Genomic DNA, 25,704 nt, shown 5'->3' on the forward strand with positions numbered 1-25,704 from the left:
TCAGCTCGAGTAGGCGGAGTTCTCGTGCACGTAGTCGTGCGTGAGGTCGTTGGTCCAGATGGTCGCCTCGGCGTCCCCGGCGGCGAGGTCGATCTCGACGAGCACCTCGCGCGGCTCGAGGTCGACGAGCGAGCGGTCCTTGCCGATCCCGCCGTTCTGGCAGATCTCGACGCCGTTGATGGAGACGTTCAGGGAGTCGGGCTCGAACGCCGCGTCGGTGGTGCCGACGGCGGAGAGCACGCGGCCCCAGTTCGGGTCCTTGCCGAAGATCGCGGTCTTGAAGAGGTTCGACCGCGCCACGGCACGGGAGACGGTCTCCGCGTCCCGCTCGCTGGCGGCGTTGAAGGTGCGCACGGCGATGTCGTGCGCGGCGCCCTCGGCGTCGCCGATGAGCTTGCGGGCCAGCTCGGCGCAGACCTGGGTGAGGCCGGCGGCGAACGCGTCAGCGTCCGGGACCGCCCCGGAGGCGCCGGAGGAGAGCAGCACGACGGTGTCGTTCGTGGACATGCAGCCGTCGGAGTCGGCCCGGTCGAAGGTCACGCGGGTCGCGTCCCGGAGGGCGGCGTCGAGCATCTCAGCAGCGGCGGCGGCGTCGGTGGTGAGGACCACGAGCATCGTTGCGAGGCCCGGGGCGAGCATGCCGGCGCCCTTGGCGATGCCGCCGATGGTGTACTCGATCCCGGCCGCGTCGGTGCCGGTGAAGACGGACTCCTTCGCCACGGTGTCGGTGGTCATGATCGCGAGGGCGGCGTCGTGGCCGCCGTCGTCGGCGAGGGCCGCCGCGAGCTCGTCCACGCCGCGGACGATCTTGTCCATGGGCAGCTGCTCCCCGATCAGCCCGGTCGAGCAGACCACGACGTCGCCGGCCGATATGCCGAGGACGTCGGCGGCCTTCTCGGCCGTCGTGTGGGTGTTCTGGAACCCCTGCGGGCCGGTGCAGGCGTTCGCCCCGCCGGAATTGAGCACGACGGCGTCGACGCGCCCGTCCGTGACGACCTGCTTCGACCAGCGCACGGGGGCGGCCATGACCCTGTTGGTGGTGAACACGGCGGCGGCGTGGCGGTCCGGGCCGTCGTTGACGACGAGCGCCATGTCCGGCTTGCCGGAGGCCTTGAGGCCGGCGGTGACGCCGGCGGCCCGGAAGCCCTTGGGTGCGGTGACGGTCACGGTGCGACTCCCAGCTGTGCGAGGCCGGTGCCCTCGTTCAGGCCCAGCGCGATGTTCATGGACTGCACCGCGCCGCCGGCGGTGCCCTTGGTGAGGTTGTCGATGGCCGAGCTCACGATCACGCGCCCGGCGTGCTCGTCGAAGGCCAGCTGGAGGACCGCGTTGTTGGACCCGAGGACCATCTGCGTGGCGGGCCACTGGCCGGAGGGCAGGAGGTGGACGAACTGCTCGTCCCCGTAGGCGGACTCCCAGGCGGCGCGCAGCGACGCGGGCCCGACGCCGTCCTTGACGCGGGCCGTGGCGGTGGTGAGGATGCCGCGGCTCATGGGCGCGAGGGTCGGGGTGAAGGAGACGGTGACGGGCTCTCCGGCTGCGTTGGAGAGGCCCTGTTCGATCTCGGGCGTGTGCCGGTGGCCGCCGCCCACGCCGTACGGGCTCATCGACCCCATGACCTCGGAGCCGAGCAGGTGCGGCTTGACGCTCTTGCCTGCCCCGGAGGTCCCGGACGCCGAGACGACGACGACGTCCTCCGGCTCGAGGAGGCCGGCGGCGAAGCCCGGGGTGAGGGCGAGCAGGACGGAGGTCGGGTAGCAGCCGGGGACGGCGATCCGCCGCGCGCCCCGCAGCTTCTCGCGCTGCTTCTGGCCGCTGCCCGTGCCCGCGCCGGGACCGACCGGGAGCTCGGGCAGCCCGTAGGGCCAGGTGCCGGCGTGCTCGGAGCGGTAGAACCGGAACCAGGCCTCGGGGTCCTCGAGGCGGTGGTCCGCGCCGGCGTCGATCACGAGGGTGTCCTCGGGCAGGGCGGCGGCCACCTCGGCGGACGCCCCGTGCGGGAGCGCGAGGAACACGACGTCGTGGCCGGCGAGGTTCTCCACGGTGGTCTCGACGATGACGCGGTCGGCGAGCGGGAGCAGGTGCGGCTGGAGCTCCCCCAGCCGGCCGCCCGCGCTCGAGTGGGCGGTGATGGCCCCGATCTCGACCTCGGGGTGGTTGGCCAGCAGGCGGAGGACCTCTCCCCCGGCGTAGCCGCTGGCTCCGGAGACGGCTGCAGTAATGGTCACCGCCCCACTCTAGGCAAATTTATGCATTGCAGTCAATATTTATGCATCGGGTTCTTCGCGGGCAGCTTCCCTAGGATGGGGGTGCGAACCGAACGACACTGGACTTCGAGACACGCAGGAGAACCATGATCAACGCCATCGTCGCCACAGCCCCCGGGGGCCCTGAAGTCCTCAAGCCCACCGAGATCGCCAGGCCCGAGCCGGGCCCGGGGCAGATCCTGGTGCGCGTCGCCGCGACCGGCATCAACTTCATCGAGACCTACCAGCGTCAGGGCCTCTACACGATGTCCTTCCCGTTCACGCCCGGCGCGGAGGCCTCGGGGGTCGTGGCCGCCGTGGGCGAGGGCGTCGCCGACTTCGCCGAGGGCGACCGGGTGGCGACCGCCGAGGGCGCGGCGACCTACGCGGAGTACGCCCTGATCGACGCGGACAAGGCCCTCCCCATCCCGGAGGGCGTGGACCTGCTCACCGCCGCCGCGCTCCCCCTGCAGGGGATGACCGCCCACTACCTCATCAACTCGACCTTCCGGGTGGAGCCCGGGCAGACGGTGCTGCTCCACGCCGGCGCGGGCGGGGTGGGCCTGCTCATGATCCAGATGCTCAAGGCCAAGGGCGCGCGCGTCATCACCACGGTCTCGAACGACGCCAAGGCCGAGCTCGCCTCGGGCGCCGGCGCGGACCACGTGATCCGCTACGACGGCTTCCCCGAGCAGGTCAGGGAGCTCACCGGCGGGGCCGGCGTGGACGTGGTGTACGACGGCGTGGGCCGGGACACCTTCGACGGCTCCCTGACGAGCCTGCGCATCCGCGGGATGCTCGTGCTGTTCGGCGCGGCGTCCGGCCCGGTGCCCCCGGTGGACCCGCAGCGGCTCAACGCCGGCGGCTCGCTCTTCCTGACCCGCCCCACGCTCGCCCACCACCTCCTCAATGCCGCCGAGCGGCGCTGGCGATCCTCCGAGGTCTTCGGCGCGGTGGCCGCCGGCTCGCTCAACGTCCGCATCGGGGCCCAGTTCCCCCTGTGGGAGGCCGCCGCGGCGCACACCGCGCTCGAGGGCCGTGCCACCACCGGCAAGGTCCTCCTCGTCCCGTAGCCGTCCACCCCACGAGCGAAGAAGGCACGGCAGTGACCGAGACGCACGAGCCCCTGCCCCGGGCCGGGGGCGCGGCCCAGCTGAGGAGTGCGGACCGGGCACCCGAGCCCCGCACCCTCATCGACATCCTCACCGCGAGCGCCGAGGCCTTCCCCGACGCCCCCGCGCTCGACGACGGCTCGGCCTCCCTCTCCTACGCGGAGCTGCTCGAGGAGGTCCGGGCCATGGGGCGCAGGCTCCACGCCGCGGGCCTGGGCGCCGGGGACCGGGTGGGCGTCCGCATCCCCTCGGGCACCGCCGAGCTGTACGTGGCGATCCTCGCCACGCTGCTGGTCGGCGCCGCCTACGTGCCGGTCGACGCCGACGACCCGGACGAGCGGGCGAAGCTCGTCTTCAGCGAGGCGAAGGTCGCCGGGATCCTGCGCGGCGGGGGCTCCATGGTGGTCGCGAAGGACCGGCCCAAGCCCTTCCCGGCGCCCCGGCTGCCCGAAGCGGAGGACGACTGCTGGATCATCTTCACCTCCGGCTCGACCGGCACGCCCAAGGGGGTCGCGGTCAGCCACCGCTCGGCCGCGGCCTTCGTCGACGCCGAGGCCCGGCTCTTCCTGCAGGGCGAGCCGATCGGCCCCGACGACCGTGTGCTGGCCGGGCTCTCCGTGGCGTTCGATGCCTCCTGCGAGGAGATGTGGCTCGCCTGGCGGCACGGAGCGTGCCTCGTGCCCGCTCCCCGGGCGCTCGTGCGCACCGGCATGGATCTCGGCCCGTGGCTCGTGCAGCGCGGGATCACCGTCGTCTCGACCGTCCCGACCCTCGCCGCCCTGTGGCCCGCCGAGGCCCTCGAGAACGTGCGCCTGCTCATCTTCGGCGGCGAGGCGTGCCCCCCGGAGCTCGCCGCACGGCTCGCCGTGGAGGGCCGCGAGGTATGGAACACGTACGGGCCCACCGAGGCGACGGTCGTCGCGTGCGCGGCGCTGATGGACGGCTCGGGGCCGGTGCGGATCGGGCTCCCGCTCGACGGCTGGGACCTCGCGGTCGTCGACACGGCCGGGGCGCCCGTGGCCGCCGGGGAGGTGGGCGAGCTCATCATCGGCGGCGTGGGCCTGGCCCGCTACCTCGACCCGGTGAAGGACGCCGAGAAGTACGCCCCCGTCCCCACGCTGGGGTGGGACCGGGCCTACCGCTCGGGCGACCTCGTGCGGTTCGAGCCCGACGGCCTCTCCTTCCAAGGACGGGCGGACGAGCAGGTCAAGCTCGGCGGCCGCCGGATCGAGCTCGGCGAGGTCGACGCGGCGCTGCAGGCGCTCCCCGGCATCGCCGGCGCGGCGGCGGCCGTGCGCACGACGGCGGCCGGGAACCAGATCCTCGTCGGGTACCTCGCGCCGGCCCGCGGCACGGCGCCGGACCTCGCCGCGTGCCGGGCGCGGCTCGCGCGGGAGCTGCCGGCCGCGCTCGTGCCGCTGCTCGCCGTCGTGGACTCCCTCCCGACCACGACGAGCGGGAAGGGGGACCGCAAGGCGCTGCCCTGGCCGCTGCCGGGGCAGGACAACGAGGAGGGCCCCGACCTCGAGCTCCCCGAGGACGCCGCGTGGATCGTCGAGCAGTGGGGCGCCGTCCTCGGCAGCGCCGCCCCGGGGCTCGATGCCGACTTCTTTGCCCACGGCGGCGGGTCCCTCGCGGCCGCCCAGCTCGTCTCCGCGCTGCGCCGGCGCTACCCCACCGTCACCGTCGCCGACGTGTACGCGCACCCCAGGGTCGGCGCCCTCGTCGACGCCGTGGTCGGCACGGGCTCCGCCGAGCCCGCCCGGGCCCGCGCCGTGCGCCCCACGCCCGCGCGGATCCAGTGGCTCCAGACGCTCATGGGCCTCCCGCTCTTCATCCTCGTGGGCATGCGGTGGCTGACCTACCTCGCGGCCGCGAACAACGTCCTCGCCGCCGGCGCGGGGTTCTCGGCCGCCCCGACGGTCTCCTGGTGGTGGGTCGCGGCGTCCTGGCTGGTGTTCGTCAGCCCCTGGGGACGGATGGCCGTCTCGGTGGCGGCGGCCCGGCTCCTCCTGCGCGGGGTCTCCCCCGGCCGCTATCCGCGGACGGGCTCCGTGCACCTGCGGCTCTGGCTGGCCGAGCAGATCGCCGACCTCGCCCAGGCCGTGAGCCTCGCGAGCGCGCCATGGGTCCCGTACTACGCCCGCGCCCTCGGGGCGAAGATCGGCCGGGATGCCGTGCTGCACTCCGTCCCGCCGGTCACCGGCATGCTCTCCGTCGGGCCGGGCGCCTCGGTCGAGCCCGAAGTCGACCTCTCGGGCTGGTGGATCGACGGCGACTGGGTCCACCTCGGCGGGATCAGCATCGGCGCCGGCGCGGCCGTCGGGGCGCGCAGCACCCTCCTGCCCGGTGCCCGCATCGGCGCGGGCGCCGTCGTCGACCCCGGTTCCGCCGTCTCGGGCAAGGTCAAGGCGGGCCTACGGGTGGCAGGATCGCCCGCGAGCCGGGTGGGCAAGGCCAAGCCCGGATGGCCGGAGGCTGCGGCGCGGCGCTCCCGGGCGGCCGAGGCCCTGTGGATCGGCGCCTTCGCGGCGGGCTCCGCGCTGCTCGCGCTCATCCCGTTCGCCTCTGCGGCGGCGGCCGGCGTCCTGCTCGCCTGGGCGGCGCGCGGACACCCTTCGCTCCATGCCGCGCTGGTGCCGATGCTCGCGGCGACGCCCCTCGCGGCGGCCGCGTGGTTCGTCCTCAACCTCCTGCTCATCGCCGGCACCACCCGTCTGCTCGGCCTCGGGCTCACTGCCGGGTACCACCGCGTCCGCTCGCGGACCGGTTGGCAGGTCTGGGCCACCGAGCGGGTCCTCGACCTGGCCCGGGAGGTCCTGTTCCCGGTCTACGCGAGCCTCGCCACGCCCGTCTGGCTGCGGGTCCTCGGCGCGAAGGTCGGCAAGGACGTCGAGGCGTCCACTGTGCTGCTGCTGCCCTCGATGACCACGGTCGCCGACGGGGCCTTCCTGGCCGATGACACCATGGTGGCCAGCTACGAGCTCGGCGGAGGCTGGATGAAGATCGCGCCCGCGAAGATCGGGAAGCGCGCCTTCCTCGGCAACTCCGGGATGACGGCCGCGGGCCGGTCCGTGCCGAAGGATGGACTCGTCGCCGTCCTCTCCGCCGCACCGAAGAAGGCGAAGTCCGGCTCGTCCTGGCTCGGGAGCCCTCCCGTGCGCCTGCGCCGCACGGCGATCTCGACGGACGCCGAGCGGACCTTCCGGCCGGCACGGCGCCTGAAGGTCGCGCGCGCCCTGTGGGAGCTGTGCCGCGCGGTTCCGGTGGTGCTCACCGTGGCCATCGCCGTCGCCGTGCTCGCGGCCCTCGACTGGCTCGCCGCCGCATGGGGGTACCTGGCCGCGGCGCTGCTGTGCGGGGCGGTCATGCTCGCGGCCGGGGCAGTCGCGGCCGCATCCGCAACCGCCGCGAAGTGGCTCTTCGTGGGCCGGATCCATGCCGGCGAGCACCCCCTGTGGAGCTCGTTCGTGTGGCGCAACGAGGTCCAGGACACGTTCGTGGAGATGGTCGCGGCCCCCTGGTTCGCGCGGGCAGCGGCCGGCACCCCGGCGCTCGTGTGGTGGCTGCGGTCCCTCGGGGCGAAGATCGGCTCCGGCGCCTGGTGCGAGAGCTACTGGCTGCCTGAGGCGGACCTCGTCTCGCTCGGACGCAGCTCGACCGTGAACCGGGGCTGCGTCGTGCAGACGCACCTGTTCCACGACCGCATCATGGCGATCGACACCGCCGCGCTCGGCGAGGGGGCGACGCTCGGGCCGCACGGCGTCGTCCTCCCCGGCGCGAGGATCGACGACGGCGCGACGGTTGGGCCGGCGTCGCTCGTCATGCGGGGCGAGCACGTGCCCGCGGGATCACACTGGCGCGGCAACCCCGTGGTGCCGTGGAAGGAACCGGAGGCACCCACCAGGTGAGACAGGACCGTCGCGCTACCCCGGCCGCGCCGCCCGGCGGCGGCGCCCTCCCCGACCCCTACACGCCCGGGCACGGAAGCCCCGACTACACCGTCGCGCACTACGACCTCGAACTCGAGGTCAAGCTCGCGAGCAACCGGCTCGCAGGCAGGGCGCGGCTGCGCGGCACGGCGAACCGGAGGCTCGAGACGATCACCCTCAGCCTCGCCGGACTCCGCGTGCTCAAGGCACAGGTCGAGGGGGCGAGGGCCAAGGCCGTCCAGCGTGGAGACGAGCTGCGCATCACGCCCGCCACCCCCGTGCCCGAGGGCCGGGACTTCTCGCTCGAGGTCCGGTACGAGGGCAGCCCGGGCCCCACCGACGGCGAGTGGGGCGATGTGGGCTGGGAAGAGCTCGAGGACGGCATCCTCGTCGCGGGTCAGCCCATCGGCGCGCCCACGTGGTTCCCCTGCAACGACCACCCCAGCCAGAAGGCCACCTTCCGCATCTCCGCCTCGGCCGACGCCGGGTACCGCGTCGTCTCGAACGGCCTCGTGGTGGGGCACCGGCGCAAGGCCAGCCGGGAGACCTGGATCTACGAGGTCCACGAGCCGATGGCGCCCTACCTGGCCACCCTGCTGATCGGCCGGTTCCAGCTGCTCGAGCTCGGGCGCCTCCCCCGCCGGGAGTCCCCCGCGGTCGGGGTGTTCGCGGCCGTCCCGCCGGCCCTGCGCCAGGACGCGCTCACAGGGCTGCGCGACCAGCAGGCCATGCTCGCCCTGTTCACCGACCTCTTCGGGCCCTACCCCTTCCGCGACTACACCGTGGTGGTGACCGAGGACGAGCTCGAGATCCCGCTCGAGGCGCAGACGCTCTCCATCGTGGGCCGCAACCACATCACCCGCAGCTGGGAGTCGCAGCGGCTCCTCGCTCACGAGCTCGCGCACCAGTGGTTCGGCAATTCCGTCACCGCCAGGACGTGGGAGGACATCTGGCTCCACGAGGGATTCGCGTGCTACGCGGAGTGGCTCTGGAGCGAGCACGCGGGCCAGGGCTCCGTGGCCTCGCGGGCCGCGGCAGCCTGGACGCTCGTGGCGACGCAGCGGCAGGACCTCCTGGTCGGCGCTCCCGGGGCGGCGATGATGTTCGACGACCGCGTGTACAAGCGCGGCGCCCTCGCCCTGCATGCCGTGCGGCGCGTGCTCGGGGACGACAGGTTCTTCCGTGCCCTGCGGGCCTTCTGCGAGGAGAACCGGCACGCGAACGCGTCCACGGCAGACTTCCTCGAGCTCCTCGACCGCGTGGGCGCCGGGGCGCCCGGCTTCGAGGCGCACGCGGTCCTGCGCCCGTGGCTGTTCGAGGGTCCGCTGCCGCCCCTGCCGGCGTAGTCCCTCCCCCACAGGCCCGGGATCAGGTCCGGGCGACGGCGGCGACGAAGCCCTCCGGAAGGCCGAGCTCCACCGCATCCAGGTCGCGCACACGCGGGTCGCCGCTGGTGCTGACCGCTGCCGGATCGGTGCGGAGGCCAGTCCCCATGGCCTTGAGCAGGGCCTCCTTGCGCACCCACAGCCGCGCCGCCTCAGCCGGCGGATCCGGTGCCGACCAGACGCGGCGGCCCTCGTCCGCCGTGAAGGCCGCGTCCGGCAGCGTCCCCCGGAAGTCCGCGACGTGGGCCAGATCGACGCCGATCCGCGCCGGGGTGGCCCCGACCTCGCGCCCCCACGGGGCGGCCTCGCGCTCCCACGGAGCGACCTCGCGCTCCCACGGAGCGACCTCGGCGGCCAGGAGGGCCCACCCGCCGGCCCGGGACACGCTCGCGGCGACGTCCAGCGGGAGCCGCACCCCGTCGTCGTGCGCGGTGTCCGCCCCGGCGCACGGAGCCTCTCGGACGAGGGCGAATCCCGGCGCGCCGTGCTCCCCCGGCCCGCACGCGGGGCAGCGGTAGGCGGGGACGACGAGCCGCGGATCCGTCCTGGCGAGCTCGGCGACGAGGCACCGCAGCGCGAGCCGTCCCGCGACGTACTCGCGGCTGCGGACCGGGTCGAGGATCGCCGCGGCCCGCTCGAGCTCGCCCGGAGTGCAGACGCCGGCGGGCAGCCCCGACCCGGGGTGACCGAGCGGAACTGCCCGCAGGCGCATCGCGGCGGCGGAGCGGCGTCTAGCCGCGCTGGACCGCGCCGAACCGCTCGGCGGCGCGTGCCACGGCACCGGCGCGCGCCTCGGAGGCCTCGTCGGCCGTCAGCGTGCGGTCGTCGGCGCGGAACCGCAGGCCGAACGCGAGGGACTTCTTGCCCTCGTCAATGCCCTTGCCGGTGTACACATCGAACAGATGGACGTCCTCGAGGAGGTCGCCGGCACCCTCGCGGAGGGCGCCGAGCACGGCGTCGGCAGGGAGCGCCGCGTCGACGATGAGCGCGACGTCCTGCGTCGCCACGGGGAACGTCGAGAGGTGGCGGGCCACGACGACGTCCGCGGCGGCCTCGAAGAGGGCGTCGGCGTCGAGCTCGAAGGCCACGGACCGGGCGGGGAGGTCGAGGCCGGCCAGGACCTTCGGGTGCAGCTCTCCGGCATAGCCCACCGTCTCGCCGGAGCGCAGGGCCAGCTGGGCCGTCCGGCCGGGGTGGAACGCCTGGTGCGAGCCCTGCGAGACCACGAGCTCCACGCCGAGGACCTCGCCGGCCATGCGGGCGTAGTCCAGTGCGTCGGCCCAGTCCCAGGCCCGCGGCGCGCTGCCAGGGGCCTCGGGCATGTCCTTGCCGGTGAACACGCCCGCGACGTGGAGCGGCTGGTCCGGGAGCCCGTTGTAGAGGGAGTCGAGGACCTCGTCCGCGGGGCGCACGCCCAGGGGCGGGATGACGGCGGTGCCGAGCGGCCCGTCCCCGGGGAGGAAGACGAGGCCGGCCTCGTAGAGTGCCAGGTCGCGGAAGCCGCGCCCGTGGTTGCGCCGGGCGGTCTCCAGGAGCCCCGGCAGCAGGGAGGTGCGCAACCAGCCGCGCTCCTCGCTGAGCGGGTTGGCGAGCTTGACGGCGGGCCGCGGGGCGCCCTCCGCTGGCACGCCGAAGGTCTCGTTCTCGGCCTTCGTGGCGAAGGGGTACGCGAGCACCTCGGTCAGGCCCGCGTCGGCCAGGGCCTGGACGAGCCGGCGGCGCTGCTGCTGGCTGCGGGTGAACCCGCGGCCCGGGGGCGCGGTCGGCAGGGTCGCCGGGATCTTGTCGTAGCCGACGAGCCGGGCGATCTCCTCGGACAGGTCTTCCTTGGTCTCGAGGTCGTTGCGCCAGCTCGGCGGGGTGACCATGAAGTCCTCGCCGGCACGCTCGACGTCGGCGCCGAGGTCGCCGAGGGCGCGCGTGATGAGCTCCTCGCTGAACTCCATGCCGATCCGCGAGGACGCGAACCCGGCGGGCAGCTCGATCCGCACGGGGGTGGGCGCGGTCCCGACGTCGGTGCCCGCCTCGTCGGCGACCCCGCCGCCGTACTGGACCAGGAGGTCGACGACGCGCTGCGCGGCGACCCCGGCGACGTTCCAGTCGACGCCCCGCTCGAAGCGCTTGGACGCCTCCGAGGGCAGCTTGTGGCGGCGGCGCGAGCGGGCGATGCTCACGGTGTCGAAGTGGGCGGCCTCGATGAGGACGTTCACGGTCGCGTCGGAGCACTCGGTCGCGGCGCCGCCCATGACGCCGGCGATGCCGATCGGGCCGGACTCGTCCGTGATGAGCAGGTCCTCGGGATCGAGGGCCCGGACCTTGTCGTCGAGCGTGGTGATCTTCTCCCCCGGCGCGGCGCGGCGGACCGTGATGGGCCCGGTGAGCGTGTCGAGGTCGTAGCAGTGCGTGGGCTGGCCGAGCTCGAACATGACGTAGTTCGAGATGTCCACGGGCAGGGAGATCGACCGGACGCCGGCGAGGCGCAGCCGCGAGACCATCCACTGGGGGGTGGGCCGGGTCGGGTCGATGCCGCGGACGGTGCGCGCCACGAAGCGGTCGCAGCCGGGCACGCCGTAGATCGGCGCCCGGTCGTCGAGCACCACGTCGTAGCCGCCCGCGAGCGTCTGGGGCGCCTCCACGAGCTCGGCCGGGTCGGTGAACTCGGTGCCGGTCGCGTGCGAGTACTCGCGGGCGATCCCCCGGATGGAGAAGCAGTAGGCGCGGTCCGGGGTGACGTTGATCTCGGCGGCCTCGTCGGTGAGCCCGAGGAGCTCGAGGGCGTCCGTCCCGACCTCCGGGTCGAGCCCGATGCGGGAGAGGACGAGGATGCCGTCGTGGTCGTCGCCGATCCCGAGCTCGCGCACGGAGGCGATCATCCCGGCCGAGACGTGGCCGTAGGTCTTGCGGGCGGCGATGTGGAAGTCGCCGGGAAGCGTGGCCCCGGGCAGGGTCACGACGACCTTGTCCCCCGGGGCGAAGTTGTGCGCGCCGCACACGATCCCCTGGACGCCCGACGGCTCGATGCCCTTGCCCGTGAGGGTCTGCTCCTGGCCCTCGGGGACCACGCGCACCTGGCACCAGTTGATGGTCTTCCCGTTGCTCTGCGGCTCCTTGACCGCGCTGAGCACCTGGCCGACCACGATGGGACCGCGGATCGAGTCGGCGGGCCGGTGGACGGCCTCTTCCTCGAGGCCGACCTTGACGAGGTCGGCCATGAGGTCCTCGGCGGTCGCGTCCGCGGGTAGCTGCGTGTACTCGCGCAGCCACGAAAGGGGGATTCGCATTGGACTAGATCTCCATCCCGAAGTGCTGGCTGAAGCGGACGTCGCCCTCGATCATGTCGTGCATGTCGGCGACCTCGTTGCGGAACATGAGGGTGCGCTCGATGCCCATCCCGAACGCGAACCCCGAGTACTGCTCGGGGTCGATGCCCGCCGCCCGCAGGACGTTCGGGTTGACCATCCCGCACCCGCCCCACTCGATCCAGGCGGGCCCGCCCTTCGCGCCGGGGTGCCAGATGTCCAGCTCGGCGCTCGGCTCGGTGAACGGGAAGTAGTTGGGACGCAGGCGGATCTGGGCCTCGGCCCCGAACATCAGCCGCGCGAAGTGCTCGAGGGTCCCGCGCAGGTCCGCCATCGACAGGCCCTTGTCGATCGCGAGGCCCTCGAACTGGTGGAACACCGGGGTGTGGGTCGCGTCGAGCTCGTCCGTGCGGAACACCTTGCCGGGGCAGAGCACGTAGAGGGGGACCTCTCGCTCGAGCATCGAGCGGACCTGCACCGGCGACGTGTGCGTGCGCAGGAGCAGGTGCGCCTCGGGCGGGTCGACGAAGAACGTGTCCTGCATCTCGCGCGCGGGGTGGTCGGGCTTGAAGTTGAGGGCGTCGAAGTTGAACCACTCGGACTCGAGCTCGGGCCCCTCGGCGATCTCCCAGCCCATGCCCACGAAGATGTCGCTGACCCGGTCCTGCAGTGTCGAGAGCGGGTGCCGGGCGCCGGCGCGCCTGCGCCGGGGCGCCGCCGTGACGTCGACGGTCTCCTCGACGAGGATGCGGGCCGCGTCCTCGGCCTCGAGCACGGACTGCCGCTCGGCGATGGCCTTGTTGACCCTCCCCCGGGCCCCGCCGACCAGCTTGCCGGCCGCGGCCTTCGACTCCTTGGGGAGGGAGCCGATCGCGCGGTTGGCGAGGGCGAGGGGAGACTTCTCCCCGGTGTGGGCGATGCGCGCCGACTTGAGCGCATCGAGGTCGGCGGCACCCGCGACGGCCTCGAGGGCCCTCTCGACGGCGGCGGCGACGGCGGCCTCGTCCACGGGGTCGGGGACGCTCGTCTCGCTCACGGGAAGCTCTGTCTCGGCGGATGGGGGCGTAGTCTCGGGCACCCGTCAAGTCTAGTTCACGGCTACGATGCCCCTGTGCGCGCCGGGGCGCGCCGCCGCCGGCGGAAGGACCTGATAGCCATGAGCAGTCCGCATTCCATCACCGTCACCGGCACCGGAGCGGTGACCGTGGTTCCCGACATCGCGGTGCTCCGCGTGGGTGCAGAGGTCCGCTCCCCCCGCCTGGGCGAGGCGTACGACGGCGCCTCCCGGGCTTCCGAGTCGATCGTCGCCGCGGCGCTGCGTTCCGGGGTGACGCGCTCCGACATCGTCTCCTCCTCGCTTTCGGTGGCGCCGGAGCTGACCTGGGAGGAGGGCCGCGGCCAGCAGCTCGTGGGCTACGTCGCGAGCCGGGGGCTGACGATCGGGGCCCGGGACCTGGCCCGCACGGGCGAGCTCCTCGACGCGGTCGTCGCGGCCGGCGGCGGCGCGGTGCGCATCCACGGCATCTCCCTCGGAGTCTCGGACCCCTCGGCCGCGGAGGCCTCGGCCCAGGCCGCCGCCTTCCACGAGGCCGAGGGGGCGGCCAGGCGGCTCGCCGCCCTGGCCGGGCGGGCGCTGGGCGCCGCAGTCCGCATCGACGCCGGCGGGGCGCCGGCCGCCGCGCCGCCGGGGGCACCCATGCCGCTGCGGCGGGCCTCCTTCACCGCAGCCGAGCCGAGCGCACCGCTCGAGGCCGGCGAGACCGAGGTGCGGGCGAGCGTGACGGTGACCTGGACCCTGGCGGAGGAGGCGTAGCGGCGGCCTCGGCCCCAGCGCCCCTTGACACTGATTCGAAGATGTATTCGAATGAGTGGCATGCGATGGAACACGCAGTCGGTCGCCGAGCCGCTCTCCGGGCCGGACGACGGCACCCCGGCCCAGCCGCCCCTCCTGTCCCTTGCGGGCGCGCTGCGCACGGTGAGGACGCCGGAGTTCCAGGGAATCACCTTCCACGAGGTCGCCGCGAAATCGGCGCTCAACAAGGTCCCGCCGGCGTCCTCCATGCCGTTCCACTGGACCGTCAATCCCTACCGCGGGTGCAGCCATGCCTGCGTCTACTGCTTCGCACGCAAGACCCACACGTACCTCGACCTCGATTCCGGCCTCGACTTCGACCGGCAGCTCGTGGTCAAGGTCAACGTCGGCGAGGTGCTGCGGGCCGAGGTCTCGAGGCGCTCCTGGGCGCGGGAGCACGTGGCGCTCGGGACCAACACCGACCCCTACCAGCGTGCCGAGGGCCGCTACGCCCTGATGCCCGGGATCATCCGCGCCCTCGCGGACTCCGGAACCCCGTTCTCCATCCTGACCAAGGGAACGCTGCTCGCCCGTGACATCCCGCTCCTGAAGGCAGCTGCGGCCCAGGTGCCGATCGGCGCCGGGATCTCCCTCGCCGTCCTCGACCCCGAGCTCCAGTCCGCCCTCGAGCCCGGGACACCCTCCCCCGGCGCCCGGCTGCACCTGGTGTCGAGGCTGCGCGACGCGGGCCTGCCGTGCGGGGTCATGGCGATGCCCATCCTCCCCTGGCTCACCGACTCCGAGGAGCACCTCGACGCGCTCATGGGCAAGCTCGCCGAGGCCGGTGCGACCGGGGTCACGGCCGGCGCGCTCCACCTGCGCCCGGGGACCCGCGAGTGGTTCATGGGATGGCTCGCGAAGACGCACCCGCAGCTGGTCGGCCGCTACCGCAGGCTCTACGCGAAGGGCTCCTACGCCCCGTCCGAGTACCGCGCGTGGCTGGGCCGGCGCGTCGCGGCCGCCAAGGCCCGCCATGGCTTCGGCCGGGGCTTCGAGCGCGATGAGGCCTTCGGCCACCGCGACGGGGATGTCCTCGCCGCCGGGGGCCCGGCGGCGCAAGAGTCCGCCCGCACCCCGCGGCAGGATGCCCTCTTCTGATCCCGGGCAGGAGCGCTGCGGCCCGGAGTGTCAGCGGACGGCGCGGCGGCGGACGGCGCGGCGGCGGACCGCGTCCACGATCGGGAAGTCCGCGGGGATCCAGTCCAGCTCCGTCAGGGCATCCCCCTCGAGTCCGACCCACCTCAGCTCGTCATGGTCCTGCAGGGGCTCGGGCACGCCCGCGCGCACCTCGGCGAGCCACACCCGCATCGCCGCCCGGTCGTTGAGGGGCCACCCCTGAGGCAGCGGGCCGGGCACCTCGGGCCCGAGGGCCACGGCCACGCCGAGTTCCTCGTCCAGCTCGCGGCGCAGGCCCTCCTCGGCCGACTCTCCGTCCTCGACCTTTCCCCCCGGGAACTCCCAGAGGCCCGCAAAGGCCGGCGGCGCCGTCCTGCGCGCCGCCAAGAGCATGGTGGGCTGCTCGAGCGAATCGACGATCGCTCCCCCGACCACTTGGACGAACTGGGGGCCGGCTCCGTCGGTCTGCGTCTGCACCGGCCCAGTCTAGGGCCCGGTCCAGGGGCCGTACGGAATGGGAGCGCCTCCCGTACTGTTGGCACGAGACGAGGGCCGACGGCGATCCTCCCCAGACCTCATCCGGCCCCCGACACCAGGAATGCCACCGTGCCCACGCCCGAACCGCCCGCCCTCCCGCACGCCCCCACGGCGCCCGCCGAGGGCGTCCCCCCTGCCAGCCCCACCGGCCACCCCGGGGCGGTGGCGGGGCATCGCTCCACGCTGCTCGCCCCCAAGCCCCTCTTCTGGGCCATGCTGGCCCTCGGCCTCGGCGGCTTCGCGATCGGGACCGTCGAGTTCGCGACCATGGGGCTGCTCAAGGAGATCGAGCGCGGGCTCGCCATCAGCACCCCGCAGGCCGGCCAGCTCATCTCCGCGTACGCCCTCGGCGTCGTGGTGGGTGCACCGCTGCTGGCCGCGGTCGGCGCCCGGCTTCCGCGCAAGGCCCTGGTCCTCGGCCTCATGGCGTTCTACGCGCTCGCGAATCTGTCCTCGTTCGTGGCCGCCGGCTACGGCGCGATGCTCCTCTCGCGCTTCGCCGCGGGCCTTCCGCACGGGGCCTACTTCGGCACGGCCGCGGTCATCGCAGCCTCGCTCGTGGCGCCCACGAAGAGGGGATGGGCCATCGCCACGGTCATGTCCGGCCTGACGATCGCGAACGTCCTCGGGGTGCCCGCGGCCACCTGGCTCGGGCAGTCGCTGGGCTGGCGCCTGCTGTTCGTCGTGACCGCGGTGATCGCCGTCGCCTGCGTGGCGATGGTCGCCCGCTTCGTCCCGTACGAGCCGCCGCATCCGGAGGCGAGCATCCGCAGGGAGCTCTCGGCGCTCCGCCGGGGGCAGCTGTGGCTCGCCCTCGCCGTCGGCGTCGTGGGCTTCGGCGGCTTCTTCGCCACCTACACGTACATCGCCCACACGATGACGTCCGTCGCCGGGCTGCCCGAGGCGCTGATGCCGGTGGTCGTGGCGCTGTACGGGCTCGGGATGGTCGCGGGCAATATGGCCGGCGGCCGCCTCGCCGACCGCTCCGTGATGGGCACGATCTACTGGGCGCTCGCCGCCGTGGCCGGGGTGATGGTGCTCTACGGCCTCGCCGCGCCCGTCTGGCCGCTCGCCCTGCTCATGGTGTTTGTGGTGGGAGGCTCCGGCTCGATCCTCATCCCCGCGCTCCAGGCGCGGCTGCTGGACTCCGCCCCAGGCGCCGCGACCCTCGCCACCTCGCTGAGCCACTCGGCCCTCAACGTGGCCAACGCCCTCGGCGCGTTCCTCGGAGGAGCGGTCATCGCGGCGGGTTGGGGCTTCGTCGCGCCCGCGTACGTCGGGGCGGTCCTCGCAGTGCTGGGCCTCGGGATCGCGCTGCTGAGCGGCGCCCTCGAGCGGCGCAAGGCCCGCTGAGGGCGCCGGGCGCTATCCGGCGGGCGGTTCCGTGATGGCCGGGGGCCGCGCGTCCCCGTCCCGGTGGATGTCCGGCTCGAGGTAGATGACCCGTGCGCTCGGGACCGAGGCCCTGATCCGGGCTTCGGCCTCGTCGATCGTCCGGGCGATCTCCGCGCCGCTCGCCCCGCGGGCCACGCTGATCTTGGCACCGACTAGCAGCTCGTCCGGGCCCAGGTGCATGGTGCGCAGATGGATGATCCGGGTCCCGTCGGCGATGATCGCCGCCTCGATCCGCCGCACGTCCGAGCGGGTGGCCGATTCGCCGAGCAGGAGCGAGCTGGTCTCGAGGGCGAGCACGGCGGCGATCACCACGAGGAGCAGTCCGATCATGGCCGTCCCCGCAGCGTCCCAGAGGCCGTTGCCCGTCACGAGCGTGAGGGAGACGCCGACGAGGGCGAAGAGGAGGCCGAGGAGTGCGCCGAAGTCCTCGAGGAGGATCACGGGCAGCTCGGGCTGCTTCGCGTTGCGGACGAAGGCCACCCAGGACTGGCCGCCGCGGAGATGGTGCGCCTCCCGGACAGCAGTGCGGAAGGAGAGGCCCTCCGCCGTCGCGGCTCCCACGAGGATGACGAGGGGCACCCACCACCAGGGTCCCTCGATGCCGTGGGGGTCCTTGAACTTCTCCCAGGCCTCGAAGAGGGCGAACAGGCCGCCGACGCTGAACAGCACGATCGAGACGATGAACCCGTAGATGTACCGCTCTCGCCCGTAGCCGAACGGGTGCTCCGGGTTCGCCTGCTTGCGGGAGCGCTTCCCGCCGACGAGGAGGAGGAGCTGGTTGCCTGAGTCGGCCACCGAGTGGATCGCCTCGGCGAGCATCGACGAGGACGCCGTGAGCGCGAAGGCGAGGAACTTCATCACCGCGATCGACAGGTTCGCTGTCAGCGCCGCCACGACGGCCTTGGTCCCACCACCGGACGACATGGTCCCCTCCTTCACGGTCCGCACTGAGGTGCTGGACCCAGACTGATGTGCTTGCCGGTCCCGTGAGGTGCGCACGGGCGGCTCGGTCCTACCCTACGGGCACCCGCCCCCCCGCTCAGCGCCGCTGGCTCCTGGCGCTCGCGTACAGGCAGACCGTCGCGGCGGTGCCGACGTTGAGGCTCTCGGCCCGTCCGTACAGGGGGACCGCGACCCGGTGGTCGGCGAGGCCCTTCTCGGCCTCGCTGAGGCCCTGCGCCTCATTGCCGAAGAGCCACGCGGTGGGGTCCTCGAGGCGGTACTCCCCCGCGTCCCCGTCCCCGCCGGCCCTGCGCCCGGCCGCGGCGTCCTGGAGACTGTCGAGGTCGAGCGGCCCGCCGCCGTCCGCCGCGAGGATGCCGAGGCCCGCAGCGCGGGCCGCGGCAGCGAAGTCCGACGGATCGACGCCGAGCACCACCGGCACGTGGAAGATCGAGCCCGCGGTGCTGCGGACGGCCTTGGGGTTGTAGATGTCGACGCTCCCGGCGGTGAGGACCACGGCGTCGGCGCCGGCGGAGTCTGCGGCGCGCAGGATCGTGCCCGCGTTGCCCGGGTCCTGCACCCGGCACATGACGGCGAGCAGCCGGGGCCGCGGTGCGAGGACGGAGGCGAGCGGGACGTCGAGCATGGTGCACACGGCGACGATGCCCTGGGGATTCACTGTGTCCGCCATGGCCGCGAGGACCTCGTCGTCCGCGAGGCGCAGCCTGCCGGTGGCCTCGGCGAGGTGGGCGATCTCGGGATGGCGGGAGAGGCAGGGCTCGCTCGCGTAGAGCTCGACGACGACCGGTGCGGCCCCCTGGGCGCGGCGCTCGGCGTCCAGCCGGAGCGCCTCGCGCACGGCCTGGGGGCCCTCGGCGAGGAACTGCCGCCGGCGGTTCCGAGCGGCCCGGGTGGCCAGCTTGGCGACATCGCGGACGCGGTCGGCGCGAGGATTGGTCATGGTCGGACTCGGTATCACGCACCAACTCTAGCGAGCCGTCCGGCCCCGGACGCGGCAGCGCCCGCACAGCCTGGGGCTGTGCGGGCGCTGGGCGGAGGGCGCTTCCGCCGGGGCGTGCCCGGCAGGGCTGCCCTGCGGTGCTACTTGGCGACCGGGGCGTTGACGTCGGCCGGGAGGGCCTTCTTCGCAACCTCGACGAGGGCCGCGAACGCGGCGGCGTCGGAGACAGCCAGCTCGGCGAGCATGCGGCGGTCCACCTCGACCTCAGCGGCCTTGAGGCCCTGGATGAGGCGGTTGTAGGTCAGGCCGTTGGCGCGGGAGGCAGCGTTGATGCGCTGGATCCACAGGCGGCGGAAGTCGCCCTTCCGCTTGTGGCGGTCCTGGTAGCTGTACACGAACGAGTGCAGCAGCTGTTCCTTGGCCTTGCGGTACAGGCGCGAGCGCTGACCACGGTAGCCGGACGCCCGATCGAGGACGGTACGGCGCTTCTTCAGGGCGTTGACTGCCCGCTTCACACGTGCCACGTGCGTACTCCTTTTGAATCTCTCCCAGACACCCGGGCTCTGCCCGGCCGGGATGGCTCGTGGCCCCTCTCAGGGCCGGTGGGTGGAAGAAATCAGATGCCGAGCATGCGCTTGATGACCTTGGCGTCGCCGCCCGAGACGATCTTGTCCGCGGCGAGGCGGCGCGTGAGCGTCGTCGGCTTGTGCTCGAGGTAGTGGCGGCGGTTGGCCTGCTGGCGCTTGAGCTTGCCGGAACCGGTCAGCTTGAAGCGCTTCTTGGCGCCGCTGTGCGTCTTCATCTTCGGCATGGGAACCGATCTCCTTTTGCTTCCCGCGGCACGGGGCCGCGGATTTCGTTGGCGGCCTGCTCGCGCAGGCCGACTCGTTGCGTGCCGCCCGCGGGCGCTGGGCCCGCGGCGGCGGACTCGGCGGGCAGCCCGCTCGCCAGGGGCGAGCGGCCCGGCCCGGCCGGGTCTGGTCTAGTTGCCCCGGCGGCCGGACGGCCGGGGCGCCGTCGGCTTCGGGGCAGACGGCTTGGGCGCCGCCGACGACGGGCGAGGCGCACCCGGCTTCGGGACCGACGGCTTGGGTGCTGCCACCGGCTTGGGCGCCGCCGCCGGCCGCGGTGCGGACTGGGCCGGCTTCGGGGCGGCCTCAGCCGCCGGCTTCGGCGCGCCCGGCTGCTTGGGGGCAGCGGCCTTGGGCGCCTCAGCCTTGGGGGCAGCGGCCTTGGGAGCCTCAGCCTTCGGAGCCTCAGCCTTCGGAGCCTCAGCCTTCGGAGCCTCAGCCTTCGGGGCCTCAGCCTCGGGGGCAGCGGCCTTGGGAGCCTCAGCCTTCGGAGCCTCAGCCTTCGGGGCCTCAGCCTCGGGGGCAGCGGCCTTGGGCGCCTCAGCCTCGGGGGCAGCGGCCTTGGGCGCCTCAGCCTCGGGGGCAGCGGCCTTGGGCGCCTCAGCCTCGGGGGCAGCGGCCTCAGCCTTGGGAGCCTCCTCGGCCTCGGCTGCTGGGGCGACGGATTCCTCCGGTGCCTCGGCCGCTTCCGGCTCAGCGTTCTCGCGGGCCTGGGCGGCCTGGAGGAACTCGGCCGGGATGGCGTCGCCCAGCGACTGGGTCAGCGGCGCCTGCCCGGCCGTGACCGATGCGGACTTCGCCTCCTCTGCCTTGGCCTTGTCGGCAGCGCGCTGCGCCGAGCGGCGGGCCTCTGCCTTCGCCTCCGCCTTGTTCTTCAGGGGGCCGATCACCATGACCATGTTGCGGCCATCGATGCGCGGCGTGGACTCGATCAAACCGACCTCGGCGACGTCCTCCGCGAACCGCTGGAGCAGCCGGATGCCCATCTCAGGGCGCTGCTGCTCACGGCCGCGGAACTGGATCATGGCCTTGACCTTGTCGCCGGCGCCGAGGAAGCGGAGCGCGTGGCCCTTCTTCGTCTCGTAGTCGTGCTTGTCGATCTTGAGGCGGAACCGGATCTCCTTCAGAACGGTGTTCGTCTGGTTCTTCCGCGCCTCGCGTGCCTTGACCGCGGCCTCGTACTTGTACTTGCCGAAGTCCATCAGCTTGCATACCGGTGGCTTGGCCTGGGGCGCCACCTCGACGAGGTCGAGGTCTGACTCCGTAGCCAGTCGCAGCGCATCTTCGATGCGTACGATGCCCACCTGCTCGCCCGCAGGGCCTACGAGGCGAACCTCGGGAACGCGGATTCGCTCATTGATGCGTGGATCGCTAATGTTCAAGCTCCTGTACATGTGACGGAAGTGCCCCGGCAACAAGGAAGGCCCCCGATTGCCGGTGCAATCGGAGGCCTCGGATGGCGCCCTCCCCGTCGGGGCGAGCCTTCTCGGCCCGGCGTGATGCCGGACCGGCCAACCTGGTACCCGGCAGCTTTCCGGCCGTGAGGCCCGGACGCCGACAGGTGGGAGGTGATCTCCGCTTGCAAACTGTCAGTCAAGTATACAGGGTAGGCGCACAAAAACCCTCACCAGCGCCCACGGAGGGGGCTGGCCGGGTTTCCGAGCGGCTCGCGCGTGAATAACGACATCCAGTCGGTCTGTGCCAAGCTTATCAGCATGAGCAGCACCAGCCCCAACGCCCCCATGCCCTCCGACGGCGCCCACCGCCACAGCTTCGACACGGCCCCCTCCGGCGCCCCGGACGTCGACGCCCAGGTGCGCGACATCGCCGAGGTCGCGGCCGTGGAGGTCATCACGACCACGGCAGTCCACCTCATGAGCGCGGCCGCGGTCAAGTGCGGGCTGGCCGACGGCGCGGACGCCGCGGAGCTCAAGGACCTCGACGAGGCCCGCAAGCTCATCACGGCACTCGCCGGCCTCGTGACCGCCGCAGCCCCCGAGATCGGCTCGCAGCACGCGGGTCCGTTGCGGGACGGCCTCCGCTCCCTCCAGCTCGCCTTCCGCGAGGCGTCCGTGATCCAGGACGAGCCGGGCAAGGGCCCGGGCGAGAAGTACACCGGCCCCGTCAACTGACCGCGGCGCGCCCGTCCGGGTGATTCAGCCGACCGACTGCGGCGAGCGGCGTCGTCGTGCGCTCTGCGCGACGATGCCGCCCACGCACAGGAGGGTGCCGGCGGCCCCGATGCCCACGAAGCCGGACCACGGCCCGACGGCGTCGATCAGGGTGCCGGTCAGGGGCGAGCCCAGCGCCGTCCCCGCCGTGAGCGCGGAGCCGTACCAGCCCATCGCCTCCCCGCGGCGGCGCTCCGGGACGAGCTCGGCGACCCGCTCCGACGCTGCGGACAGGGTCGGTGCGCACAGGAGTCCGGGCAGCACCGAGAGCAGGCTCAGGGTCACGGTGTCGTGCGCGAGGCCCATCGGGATGGTCAGCACGCTCATCGCCGTGAGCAGGACCAGCGGGGAGACCGGGCGGTGCATCGCCCCGTAGAGCAGCCCGCCCACGAGCGAGGCGAAGCACCAGAAGAAGAACACTACGCCGAGCTCGCCCCCCTGGCCGTGCTCGCGCAGGATCGCCACGATGCCCACGTCGGTGCCGGAGAGGACCATGCCGGCGCCGGCGGCGACGGCCATGACGACGACGACGGCGACGCCCGCCCACGCGGGACCGCCCCGGGCGCGCCCGAGGAGGCGCCGGAGGCCGGAGGCGCCGTCCGCCTGCCCGGCGGCGACCTCGGTGGGGGCCGGCGACTCCGCCGACTCCGGTCCGGAGGCCACCTCGACGAGCTCGGCATCGTCGGCTCCGGCGCCGGGCACCGCGCCGGGCTGCCCCGTGCGCGTGGGCGGGTTGAACCACAGCAGGGACAGGCCTGCCAGCGCGGCCGAGGCCCCGACCCCCGTGAGCCCCCAGACGGTGGAGACGTTGACGGCGACGAAGGCGGCCAGCGCGGGGCCGACCATGAAGGTGACCTCGGTGCAGATCGAGTCCAGGGCGAAGGCCGTGCGGCGCTGCCCCGCGTGGGTCATGACGCCGAGGGACTGGCGCACCACGGAGAAGATCGGGAGGGCGAAGAGCCCGCCGACGAGCGCGGCGACGAGCAGCCACGGGTAGTCCAGGTGGGGGGCGACGCCCCAGACGACGGCCTCGGCCACGATCGAGGGGATGAGCGCGGTCCGCAGCCCGGCCGTGTCGACCCGGCGGCCGCGCCAGGGTGCGCCGAGGGCGATCCCGATGGTCAGCACCGCCGCGACGGCGCCCGCTGCCGCGTAGCCGAGGCCGAGGGTCTGGACGACGTGGAGGGTCAGGAGCACGCCGGCCGCAGAGTGCGGCAGCCGGGCGACCATCGCCACGAGCAGCAGGCGCCGGACCTCTTTCCGGCGCCACAGGTGCCCGTACTGGGCGAAGTCCATGGGTCCCTCTTCCGTGCGCACCGCCCGGCGGTGGCAGGGCGGAACTCAGCCATCCGCAGCGCGGAGCTTGACCTCGATGGAGTCGACGGCTTCCGCGAAGCGCGCGCTGGCGGCGAGCCTGCCGTTCAGCTCTGACACCGTCTCACGCACCGCCTCCGCTGGCAAACCCGGGGCGAGGGAGACGGTGAGGCGGAGCTCGGGCCCGGAGCCGCCGCCCGCCACGACGCGCCCCGCCGCGTCCCGCGACGCCACCCCTGCGCCCGCGGAGATCGCGATGCCCCGGACCGGGGCGAGCCCTTCGGCGGCCTTCCCGACCTCGTCCACGAGGGCCGGGTCGGCGTAGGAGGGGGTCCACTCCTTCTGCTGGGCGAGCGCCCAGACGGCGGGGCGCCGCAGCACGAGGGTGAAGTCCGCGCCCGGGTCGAGGACCAGCAGCTCGGCCCCTTCCGAGACTGCGGAGAGCGCCGCACGGGGCGCGAAGACGGCGACGGGGCGCGCGTCCCGGTGCCACGCTTCGAGGCGTTCTACCGAGGTGAACACCGGCAGCGCCTTGCGGCCGTCGGGGGCGGCGACGGTCACGAGGGCCATGTCCGCCTCCTTGTCCTCGGCGAAGCCGTGCTCCCCGAGCCCTCCCTCGGCGAGGCTCGCCACGACGGCGACGAACACGCGCGCCGCGGCGAGGGCGCGATGGACGCCGTCCTCGCCGCCGGTGCCTGCAACGAGGTCGGCGACCGCGGCGGCCACGGCGGGGTCGGGCCGGCCGTCGTCGGTGTCGAACTGGTGGAGGGGGTTGCCGTCGCCGCTCAGGTCACGTCCTTCCCAGGGCTGGCCGGCGGAGTCGGCGCCGCTTCCCGCGCGGGCCAGCGCCGCGGCGATGTGGCCGGGCAGGTGACGTCCCGGCGCCGCCGACGGGCCGTCGTCGTGCGTCCGGGCCACTCAGCGCCGCCCGGCGACGTCGAGCGCCTCCGGCAACGTGAACTGGCCGGAATACAGCGCCTTGCCCACGATCGCACCCTCGACGCCGAGGGGCACGAGGCCGCGCAGGGCGCGCAGGTCGTCCAGGCTGGAGATGCCGCCGGAGGCGACGACAGGCTTGTCCGTGCGGGCGCACATCTGCTGCAGGAGCTCCACGTTCGGTCCGCGGAGCGTGCCGTCCTTGGTGACGTCCGTGACCACATAGCGGGCGCAGCCGGCGTCCTCGAGCTGTGCGAGCACCTCCCAGAGGTCCCCGCCCTCCTTGGTCCAGCCTCGGCCGGCGAGGGTCGTGCCGCGCACATCGAGGCCGACGGCGATCCGCTCGCCGTGGCGGGCGATCGCCTTGGCGGTCCACTCGGGGTCCTCGATCGCCGCCGTGCCCAGGTTCACCCGTGCCACCCCCAGCTCCAGGGCCGCCTCGAGGGAGGCGTCGTCGCGCAGGCCGCCCGAGAGCTCGACCTTGAGCGAGAGGCCGCGCACGACCTCCGCGATGAGCGCGCGGTTGTCGCCGCGGCCGAACGCCGCATCGAGGTCCACCAGGTGGACCCATTCGGCGCCGGCGTCCTGCCATGCGTGGGCCGCGTCCAGCGGCGAGCCGTAGCCGGTCTCGCTGCCGGCCTCGCCCTGGACCAGCCGGACGGCCTGGCCGTCGACGATGTCGACGGCGGGCAGCAGTTCGAGGATGGGGGCCTCGTCGGTCATGGTGTCTCCCTCAGTGTCGTCTCGGCCGGCTCACGAGGCCGGCAGGGTCAGCAGGTACGCCGCCACGAGGGCGGCCGCGGCGAGCGCCCCGAACGCGATCCAGGTCCAGTTCGGCAGGCCCTGGCGGCGGAACGAGACGGCGCCGCCCACGAGCAGCCCCGCGAGGCCGAACAGCAGCACGGACCACATGCGTCAGGACGCTCCGGCGGCAGGCTTGGCGAGCGACTCGACCCAGTTGCGCAGGAGCCGGGCTCCGGCATCGCCCGACTTCTCGGGGTGGAACTGGGTGGCGCACAGGGGGCCGTTCTCGACGGCGGCGATGAACGGCGCGCCGTGCTCGCTCCAGGTCACGAGAGGGGGCGCCATGCGCGGCTGGGCGACCTCGAAGTCCCACTTCTGCACCCCGTAGGAGTGCACGAAGTAGAAGCGCTCGTCCTCGACCCCGGCGAACAGCGTGGAGCCCTCGGGCACCTTGACGGTGTTCCAGCCCATGTGCGGGACCACCTCGGCGGGCAGCAGCTCGACGGTGCCGGGCCATTCGCCGAGGCCCTCGGCCTCGACGCCGTGCTCGATGCCGCGCTCGAACATGATCTGCAGGCCGACGCAGATGGCCAGGACGGGCCGTCCCCCGGCGACGCGGCGGCCGATGATGCGCAGGCCGTCGACCGCGGCGAGCTCCTTCATGACGGTGGCGAAGGCCCCGACGCCGGGCACGACGAGGCCGTCCGCGGCGAGCGCGTCCTCGGCCTTGGCGCTCAGCGTCACGGCGGCGCCGGCGCGCTCCAGGGCGCGGACCGCCGAGCGCACGTTCCCGGACCCGTAGTCGAGCACGACGACGGTGGGGCGCCCCTGCGGGTCCGGCACCTTCTCCGCGGCGTGCCGCGGATCGACGACGACCGCGCCCGGGGTGCCCTCGGGGGCCGGCGGAAGCG

General features: G+C 73.7%; 23 protein-coding genes. 7 read left to right on the top strand and 16 right to left on the bottom strand.

The window, feature by feature from the left end:
* Both argJ and argC read right to left on the bottom strand, forming a co-directional pair.
* A complete protein-coding gene (gene argJ, locus ACYVKZ_RS15945) occupies nt 1-1,167 on the bottom strand; it encodes a bifunctional glutamate N-acetyltransferase/amino-acid acetyltransferase ArgJ (RefSeq protein WP_460993215.1) in 1,167 nt (388 codons plus the stop codon).
* A complete protein-coding gene (argC, locus tag ACYVKZ_RS15950; protein ID WP_460993216.1) occupies nt 1,164-2,228 on the bottom strand; it encodes an N-acetyl-gamma-glutamyl-phosphate reductase in 1,065 nt (354 codons plus the stop codon). The genes argJ and argC overlap by 4 nt, the downstream gene beginning before the upstream one ends.
* Nucleotides 2,229-2,353: 125 nt before the next feature.
* Between argC and ACYVKZ_RS15955 the strand changes: the two genes are divergently transcribed.
* Genes ACYVKZ_RS15955 through ACYVKZ_RS15965 form a run of 3 tightly spaced genes read left to right on the top strand, consistent with a single transcriptional unit; the run spans nt 2,354 to nt 8,636 of the window.
* Nucleotides 2,354-3,319, top strand: coding sequence for a quinone oxidoreductase family protein (locus tag ACYVKZ_RS15955; protein ID WP_460993217.1), 966 nt, complete (start codon nt 2,354-2,356; stop codon nt 3,317-3,319).
* 32 nt (nt 3,320-3,351) lie between these two features.
* The gene (locus tag ACYVKZ_RS15960) at nt 3,352-7,269 is read left to right on the top strand and encodes a Pls/PosA family non-ribosomal peptide synthetase (RefSeq protein WP_460993218.1); all 3,918 of its coding nucleotides are present in this window, start codon (nt 3,352-3,354) and stop codon (nt 7,267-7,269) included.
* A complete protein-coding gene (locus ACYVKZ_RS15965; protein ID WP_460993220.1) occupies nt 7,266-8,636 on the top strand; it encodes a M1 family metallopeptidase in 1,371 nt (456 codons plus the stop codon). Before ACYVKZ_RS15960 ends, ACYVKZ_RS15965 begins: the two co-directional genes overlap by 4 nt.
* 22 nt (nt 8,637-8,658) lie before the next feature.
* On the opposite strand, the gene ACYVKZ_RS15970 is transcribed toward ACYVKZ_RS15965, so the two are convergent.
* Genes ACYVKZ_RS15970 through pheS form a run of 3 tightly spaced genes read right to left on the bottom strand, consistent with a single transcriptional unit; the run spans nt 8,659 to nt 13,010 of the window.
* Nucleotides 8,659-9,387 carry a 4'-phosphopantetheinyl transferase family protein gene (locus ACYVKZ_RS15970; protein WP_460993221.1) on the bottom strand — a complete coding sequence of 243 codons (729 nt, stop codon included), beginning with the start codon at nt 9,385-9,387 and terminating at the stop codon, nt 8,659-8,661.
* A 19-nt stretch (nt 9,388-9,406) separates the two neighbouring features.
* A complete protein-coding gene (gene pheT / locus ACYVKZ_RS15975) occupies nt 9,407-11,956 on the bottom strand; it encodes a phenylalanine--tRNA ligase subunit beta (RefSeq protein WP_460993222.1) in 2,550 nt (849 codons plus the stop codon).
* Between the two features lie 4 nt (nt 11,957-11,960).
* Nucleotides 11,961-13,010 carry a phenylalanine--tRNA ligase subunit alpha gene (gene pheS / locus ACYVKZ_RS15980; RefSeq protein WP_460993520.1) on the bottom strand — a complete coding sequence of 350 codons (1,050 nt, stop codon included), beginning with the start codon at nt 13,008-13,010 and terminating at the stop codon, nt 11,961-11,963.
* A 120-nt stretch (nt 13,011-13,130) separates the two neighbouring features.
* Between pheS and ACYVKZ_RS15985 the strand changes: the two genes are divergently transcribed.
* Both ACYVKZ_RS15985 and ACYVKZ_RS15990 read left to right on the top strand, forming a co-directional pair.
* The gene (locus ACYVKZ_RS15985; protein ID WP_460993223.1) at nt 13,131-13,787 is read left to right on the top strand and encodes an SIMPL domain-containing protein; all 657 of its coding nucleotides are present in this window, start codon (nt 13,131-13,133) and stop codon (nt 13,785-13,787) included.
* Nucleotides 13,788-13,847: 60 nt separating this feature from the next.
* Nucleotides 13,848-14,924, top strand: a complete 1,077-nt coding sequence (locus tag ACYVKZ_RS15990) for an Rv2578c family radical SAM protein (RefSeq protein WP_460993224.1) — start codon at nt 13,848-13,850, stop codon at nt 14,922-14,924.
* Between the two features lie 30 nt (nt 14,925-14,954).
* On the opposite strand, the gene ACYVKZ_RS15995 is transcribed toward ACYVKZ_RS15990, so the two are convergent.
* The gene (locus ACYVKZ_RS15995; protein ID WP_460993521.1) at nt 14,955-15,335 is read right to left on the bottom strand and encodes an NUDIX domain-containing protein; all 381 of its coding nucleotides are present in this window, start codon (nt 15,333-15,335) and stop codon (nt 14,955-14,957) included.
* A gap of 357 nt (nt 15,336-15,692) precedes the next feature.
* Between ACYVKZ_RS15995 and ACYVKZ_RS16000 the strand changes: the two genes are divergently transcribed.
* Nucleotides 15,693-16,832 carry an MFS transporter gene (locus ACYVKZ_RS16000; protein ID WP_460993522.1) on the top strand — a complete coding sequence of 380 codons (1,140 nt, stop codon included), beginning with the start codon at nt 15,693-15,695 and terminating at the stop codon, nt 16,830-16,832.
* Between the two features lie 12 nt (nt 16,833-16,844).
* On the opposite strand, the gene ACYVKZ_RS16005 is transcribed toward ACYVKZ_RS16000, so the two are convergent.
* The 5 genes from ACYVKZ_RS16005 to infC all read right to left on the bottom strand — a co-directional run bounded on the left by ACYVKZ_RS16005 (nt 16,845) and on the right by infC (nt 21,022).
* Entirely contained in the window at nt 16,845-17,798 is a 954-nt protein-coding gene (locus tag ACYVKZ_RS16005) for a cation diffusion facilitator family transporter (protein WP_460993225.1), read from the bottom strand.
* Nucleotides 17,799-17,913: 115 nt separating this feature from the next.
* A complete protein-coding gene (locus ACYVKZ_RS16010; RefSeq protein ID WP_460993226.1) occupies nt 17,914-18,777 on the bottom strand; it encodes a TrmH family RNA methyltransferase in 864 nt (287 codons plus the stop codon).
* 140 nt (nt 18,778-18,917) lie between these two features.
* Nucleotides 18,918-19,301, bottom strand: coding sequence for a 50S ribosomal protein L20 (rplT, locus tag ACYVKZ_RS16015; RefSeq protein ID WP_066497295.1), 384 nt, complete (start codon nt 19,299-19,301; stop codon nt 18,918-18,920).
* Between the two features lie 92 nt (nt 19,302-19,393).
* Nucleotides 19,394-19,588 (bottom strand): 50S ribosomal protein L35, encoded by a 195-nt coding sequence (gene rpmI, locus ACYVKZ_RS16020; RefSeq protein ID WP_066497294.1) that lies wholly within the window; start codon nt 19,586-19,588, stop codon nt 19,394-19,396.
* Nucleotides 19,589-19,759: 171 nt separating this feature from the next.
* The gene (gene infC / locus ACYVKZ_RS16025; RefSeq protein WP_460993227.1) at nt 19,760-21,022 is read right to left on the bottom strand and encodes a translation initiation factor IF-3; all 1,263 of its coding nucleotides are present in this window, start codon (nt 21,020-21,022) and stop codon (nt 19,760-19,762) included.
* A gap of 321 nt (nt 21,023-21,343) precedes the next feature.
* Between infC and ACYVKZ_RS16030 the strand changes: the two genes are divergently transcribed.
* Nucleotides 21,344-21,760, top strand: a complete 417-nt coding sequence (locus ACYVKZ_RS16030) for a DUF1844 domain-containing protein (protein WP_460993228.1) — start codon at nt 21,344-21,346, stop codon at nt 21,758-21,760.
* Between the two features lie 24 nt (nt 21,761-21,784).
* Here ACYVKZ_RS16030 and ACYVKZ_RS16035 read toward each other — a convergent pair whose 3' ends face one another.
* The 5 genes from ACYVKZ_RS16035 to hisH are packed head-to-tail and all read right to left on the bottom strand — an operon-like array spanning nt 21,785 to nt 25,636.
* A complete protein-coding gene (locus tag ACYVKZ_RS16035) occupies nt 21,785-23,095 on the bottom strand; it encodes an MFS transporter (RefSeq protein WP_460993229.1) in 1,311 nt (436 codons plus the stop codon).
* A 45-nt stretch (nt 23,096-23,140) separates the two neighbouring features.
* Nucleotides 23,141-24,031 carry an SseB family protein gene (locus tag ACYVKZ_RS16040; protein WP_460993230.1) on the bottom strand — a complete coding sequence of 297 codons (891 nt, stop codon included), beginning with the start codon at nt 24,029-24,031 and terminating at the stop codon, nt 23,141-23,143.
* Nucleotides 24,032-24,772, bottom strand: coding sequence for a bifunctional 1-(5-phosphoribosyl)-5-((5-phosphoribosylamino)methylideneamino)imidazole-4-carboxamide isomerase/phosphoribosylanthranilate isomerase PriA (priA, locus tag ACYVKZ_RS16045; protein ID WP_460993231.1), 741 nt, complete (start codon nt 24,770-24,772; stop codon nt 24,032-24,034).
* 30 nt (nt 24,773-24,802) lie between these two features.
* Entirely contained in the window at nt 24,803-24,961 is a 159-nt protein-coding gene (locus ACYVKZ_RS16050; protein ID WP_460993232.1) for a hypothetical protein, read from the bottom strand.
* Nucleotides 24,962-24,964: 3 nt separating this feature from the next.
* Nucleotides 24,965-25,636: an imidazole glycerol phosphate synthase subunit HisH gene (gene hisH / locus ACYVKZ_RS16055; protein ID WP_307006124.1), complete on the bottom strand. Its 672-nt coding sequence runs from the start codon at nt 25,634-25,636 to the stop codon at nt 24,965-24,967.
* Nucleotides 25,637-25,704: the final 68 nt, after the last annotated feature.

Source organism: Sinomonas soli (genome assembly GCF_054782415.1).

Bases quoted from the DNA above. Each gene is read 5' to 3' on its own strand.
- ACYVKZ_RS15955 (WP_460993217.1), top strand. From the start codon at position 2,354: ATGATCAACGCCATCGTCGCCACAGCCCCCGGGGGCCCTGAAGTCCTC.
- ACYVKZ_RS15970 (WP_460993221.1), bottom strand. From the start codon at position 9,387: ATGCGCCTGCGGGCAGTTCCGCTCGGTCACCCCGGGTCGGGGCTGCCC.
- pheT (WP_460993222.1), bottom strand. From the start codon at position 11,956: ATGCGAATCCCCCTTTCGTGGCTGCGCGAGTACACGCAGCTACCCGCG.
- ACYVKZ_RS15985 (WP_460993223.1), top strand. From the start codon at position 13,131: ATGAGCAGTCCGCATTCCATCACCGTCACCGGCACCGGAGCGGTGACC.
- ACYVKZ_RS15990 (WP_460993224.1), top strand. From the start codon at position 13,848: ATGCGATGGAACACGCAGTCGGTCGCCGAGCCGCTCTCCGGGCCGGAC.
- ACYVKZ_RS15995 (WP_460993521.1), bottom strand. From the start codon at position 15,335: ATGCTCTTGGCGGCGCGCAGGACGGCGCCGCCGGCCTTTGCGGGCCTC.
- ACYVKZ_RS16000 (WP_460993522.1), top strand. From the start codon at position 15,693: ATGCTGGCCCTCGGCCTCGGCGGCTTCGCGATCGGGACCGTCGAGTTC.
- ACYVKZ_RS16005 (WP_460993225.1), bottom strand. From the start codon at position 17,798: ATGTCGTCCGGTGGTGGGACCAAGGCCGTCGTGGCGGCGCTGACAGCG.
- ACYVKZ_RS16010 (WP_460993226.1), bottom strand. From the start codon at position 18,777: ATGACCAATCCTCGCGCCGACCGCGTCCGCGATGTCGCCAAGCTGGCC.
- rpmI (WP_066497294.1), bottom strand. From the start codon at position 19,588: ATGCCGAAGATGAAGACGCACAGCGGCGCCAAGAAGCGCTTCAAGCTG.
- infC (WP_460993227.1), bottom strand. From the start codon at position 21,022: ATGTACAGGAGCTTGAACATTAGCGATCCACGCATCAATGAGCGAATC.
- ACYVKZ_RS16030 (WP_460993228.1), top strand. From the start codon at position 21,344: ATGAGCAGCACCAGCCCCAACGCCCCCATGCCCTCCGACGGCGCCCAC.
- ACYVKZ_RS16035 (WP_460993229.1), bottom strand. From the start codon at position 23,095: ATGGACTTCGCCCAGTACGGGCACCTGTGGCGCCGGAAAGAGGTCCGG.
- priA (WP_460993231.1), bottom strand. From the start codon at position 24,772: ATGACCGACGAGGCCCCCATCCTCGAACTGCTGCCCGCCGTCGACATC.
- ACYVKZ_RS16050 (WP_460993232.1), bottom strand. From the start codon at position 24,961: ATGTGGTCCGTGCTGCTGTTCGGCCTCGCGGGGCTGCTCGTGGGCGGC.